Origin of the sequence: Novosphingobium sp. (assembly GCF_041915465.1) — a bacterium.
Lineage (GTDB): Bacteria > Pseudomonadota > Alphaproteobacteria > Sphingomonadales > Sphingomonadaceae > Novosphingobium.
The window spans coordinates 1-3,044 of the sequence record NZ_JAYSBK010000173.1 but is presented as its reverse complement, the minus strand read 5'-3'; the positions used below and the strand labels follow the sequence as shown (position 1 = coordinate 3,044).

General features: G+C 64.2%; 4 protein-coding genes. All 4 read left to right on the top strand.

Annotation, left to right across the window (positions count from 1 at the left end; genetic code table 11):
* The first annotated feature begins 194 nt into the window (after positions 1-194).
* Positions 195-776 carry a VOC family protein gene (locus tag ACE3SN_RS16610; RefSeq protein ID WP_374531911.1) on the top strand — a complete coding sequence of 194 codons (582 nt, stop codon included), beginning with the start codon at positions 195-197 and terminating at the stop codon, positions 774-776.
* Between the two features lie 12 nt (positions 777-788).
* The gene (locus ACE3SN_RS16605) at positions 789-1,931 is read left to right on the top strand and encodes an alpha/beta hydrolase (RefSeq protein WP_374531909.1); all 1,143 of its coding nucleotides are present in this window, start codon (positions 789-791) and stop codon (positions 1,929-1,931) included.
* A gap of 2 nt (positions 1,932-1,933) precedes the next feature.
* On the top strand, positions 1,934-2,848 hold the full coding sequence (locus tag ACE3SN_RS16600) for a hydroxymethylglutaryl-CoA lyase (protein WP_374531907.1): 915 nt from the start codon (positions 1,934-1,936) through the stop codon (positions 2,846-2,848).
* Positions 2,849-2,853: 5 nt separating this feature from the next.
* Positions 2,854-3,044, top strand: a 191-nt coding sequence (locus tag ACE3SN_RS16595) for a CoA transferase (protein ID WP_374531913.1), incomplete at its 3' end; no start/stop codon positions are given.

The window sequence follows — 3,044 nt, the reverse complement described above, 5'->3', positions numbered from 1 at the left end:
AAAACACCCAGCCCGGATTGTGTGCAATTATTGTCAATCCGATTGACATCAAGGGCCCGCCATCTAAACTGCGCCCCTGACAACCGGCGTTGAGTCCGGAGTATAGAGGGGGGCGTCAGTGCTACGTTGCCACAATGCTTTGCTGACCGTCGATGATGCCCAAGCCTTGGCCTGATCCCGAAGGAGTGCGAAGCATGGCCCGACATATCGAACCCCGCCCGATCCTTGGCGTGCACCATGCGGCCTACCGCTGCCGCGACGCCGAGCAGACCATCTGGTTCTACTCCGATGTGCTGGGGCTGGTCGAAAAGACCGGGATCGTGCTGGAAGAAGTGACCGGCACGGGTGAACACGATCCCTATCTCCACCTGTTCTTCCGGATGAACAACGGCGAATACTTGGCCTTTTTCGACGCGCCCGGCTCGGCCGATCCGGAGTGGTTCCAGCGCAAGGAAAGCTTCGACCTGCACTTCGCGTTCGAAGTCGCATCCGAGGAAGACCTGCTGGCCATGCAGGAGCGGATCAACAGTTACGGGATCAGCGCCGTCGGCCCAGTCGACCACGGCTTCGTAAAGTCCATTTACATGTACGATCCCAATGGCATTCAGATGGAACTGACCTATCGCGTCAAGGACCACGACAAGATCCTTGCCGGGGCGACCGATGCGTTCCCGGCAAAACTTGCCGAATGGACCAAACGGACACGAGGGGCCAAGGAAGCCAAGTTTGGCGCAGCGGCAATCGACCAGCGCGCCCGCAACCCGATTGCAGCCTGAGGAGAGGCCAGAGTGAAGTACGAACGCATCCCCTACCTGGTCCTGTTCAGCGAACAGAGCGCCTTCAAGGACACCTATGGCGGCGAAATCGGCAAGGTTTCGGTGGAGTGCCACCTCCTGAAGTCGGAAGAACCGTGCGATTCCGTGGTGATCTTCTCGCACCCGATCGGCGGCGGGGCCTATCTGCCGCTGGTCAGCACCATCGCCAAGATGGGCATCCACACGATCTACTGCAATCCGCGCTACCGCGGCAACGACACCGCGCTGATCATGGAACGCGCGGTGATGGACCTGGCGGCCTGCGTGCGCGATGCCAAGGAACGGCTGGGCTACAAGAAGGTCTACCTTGGCGGCTGGTCGGGCGGCGGCTCGCTCTCGATGTTCTACCAGGCCGAGGCGCAGGACCCGCGCGTGACGCACACTCCGGCGGGCGATCCCTATGACCTGACGGCGGCGAACATGATCCCCGCCGATGGGGTGATGCTGCTCGCCGCGCACCTTTCGCGTAACCTGACCCTTACCGAGTGGATGGACCCCTCGATCGAAGACGAAAGCCGCCCGTGGGATCGCAACCCCGAATGGAACATCTACGATCCCAACGGCCCCAAGCCGCCCTATTCGGCCGAATTCGTCGCCGAATTCCGCGAGCGCCAGATCGCCCGCAACCGTCGCATCACCAAATGGGTGAAGGAGCAGCTGGCCGAATTGAAAGCGCAGGGCCTCGAAAACCACGAACGCTGCTTTACGGTGCAGGGGACGATGGCCGATCCGCGCTGGCTCGATCCGGCGGTCGATCCCAACGACCGGGAGCCGGGCCACTGCATGCTGGGAGATCCCTTCGTGGTGAACGACGGGCCGGTGGGTCTGGCGCGCTTCACCACGCTGCGTTCGTGGCTGTCGCAGTGGTCCTATGATGACAGCAACGCCGATGGCCTGAAGTGCGCCGCGCGCATTTCCTGCCCGATGCTGGTGATCGAAAACAGCGCCGACGATGCCTGCACCCCCAGCCACGCCGCGCGGCTTATGGCGGCGGCATCCAAGTGCGACATCGAGCACAAGGTGATCAAGGGCGCCAACCACTATTACTTCGGTCAGTTCGACCTGGCCCAGCAAGCCGCCGAAACGGTGCGGGATTGGGTGCTGAAGCAGGCCTGACCATGAGCAAGAGCGCAGCCCGCAGCATCGAAATGGTTGAAGTCGGTCCGCGCGACGGGCTGCAAAACGAGGCGAAGATCGTCTCCACCGCCGACAAGGTGGAACTGATCCGCCGCGCGATCGCGGCGGGTTCGCGCCGGATCGAGGTGGCGAGCTTCGTCAATCCCAAGCGCGTGCCGCAGATGGCCGATGCCGAAGACGTCGTGGCGCAGCTCGGCAAGGTGGAAGGCGTAACCCGGATCGGGTTGGTGCTGAACGAGCGCGGGGCCGAGCGGGCGATTGCCAGCGGGCTGGACCAGCTGGGCGCCGTGGCAATCGCCTCCGACCCGTTCGGGATTCGCAACCAGGGGCAAAGCAGCTCCGAATCCGTGGCCGTGGCCGGGCGGATCATCGATTTTGCCAAGGCCGCCGGCCGCAGCGCGCAGGTGACCATCGCCGTGTCGTTCGGCTGTCCGTTCGGCGGTGAGGTTGCCGCCGATCACGTGGTCGAAATGGCCCGCCAGCTGGCCGCCTTCGGCCCCTGCGAGATCGCGCTGGCCGATACGATTGGCGTCGCCGTCCCCGCGCAGGTCAAGGCGCTGGTCGGCGCGGTGCGCGAGGCTGTCGGCGGCCTGCCGGTGCGGGTCCACTTCCACAACACGCGCGGTACTGGCGTCGCCAATGCCTGGGCTGCGGTCGAGGCCGGGGCCAGCGTGGTCGATGCCTCGATCGGCGGGCTGGGCGGCTGTCCTTTCGCGCCGGGCGCGGCGGGCAATGTCGCGACCGAGGATGTCGCGTACATGTTTGCCCGCTCGGGCGTCGAAACCGGACTGGACCTCGACAAACTCCTCGAAGCCTCGCATTGGCTGGCCGGCGTGATGGGCAAGGATATGCCCTCGATGCTGGCGCGGGCCGGGGGCTTTCCCAAAGCAGAATGACGACAATGGACGATACGAATAGAGGCGCTCTGAAAGGCCTCAAGGTCATTGAATTCGGGCAGCTGATCGCCGGGCCGTTCTGCGGCCAGCTGATGGGCGACATGGGCGCGGACGTGGTCAAGATCGAGCCGCCGGGCGCGGGAGATCCGATGCGCACCTGGGGCAATGGCGAGCACAAGGTCTGGTGGAGCGTGAT